The following is a 554-nucleotide window of genomic DNA, read 5'->3' on the forward strand; positions in this document are numbered from 1 at the left end:
AATAAAAGCTAAAGGTATTTTGTTTCCTGCCGTTAACTTAATCAGTAAGGGGCTTGTACATAAATTTGTTACGGCTCTTGGTTAAATCAAAACAGTACTTTTACGAAAGTAATCAGGAGTTTTATTATGATTTCAGTAAACACAAATGTATCTTCATTAAACGCACAACGTAACCTATCTCAATCAGGTTCTGATTTAGCGACATCAATGGAGCGTTTATCATCGGGTATGCGTATTAACAGCGCGAAAGATGATGCGGCAGGCCTACAAATTTCAAATCGTTTAACATCACAAGTAAATGGTTTAGGCGTAGCGCAAAGAAATGCAAACGATGGTATTTCAATGGCGCAAACAGCTGAAGGCGCGATGAGTGAGTCTACAAGTATTTTACAACGTATGCGTGAATTAGCACTACAATCAGCGAATGGTTCAAATTCATCAGAAGACCGTGAAGCGCTACAAAAAGAAGTATCAGCTTTATCAACAGAGCTAACACGTATTTCAGATACGACTTCGTTTGGTGGTCAGCAATTATTGAACGGCAGCTTCGGTTC

1 protein-coding gene is annotated in these 554 nt (G+C 38.8%); it reads left to right on the top strand.

What is annotated here, in order from left to right; all coding sequences use genetic code 11:
* Positions 1 to 123: 123 nt before the first annotated feature.
* Positions 124 to 554: flagellin N-terminal helical domain-containing protein (locus DC53_RS09520; protein ID WP_033029962.1), on the top strand; the 431-nt coding region annotated here is incomplete at its 3' end.

The sequence above is a fragment of the Pseudoalteromonas fuliginea genome (assembly GCF_000690055.1).
Lineage (GTDB): Bacteria > Pseudomonadota > Gammaproteobacteria > Enterobacterales > Alteromonadaceae > Pseudoalteromonas > Pseudoalteromonas fuliginea.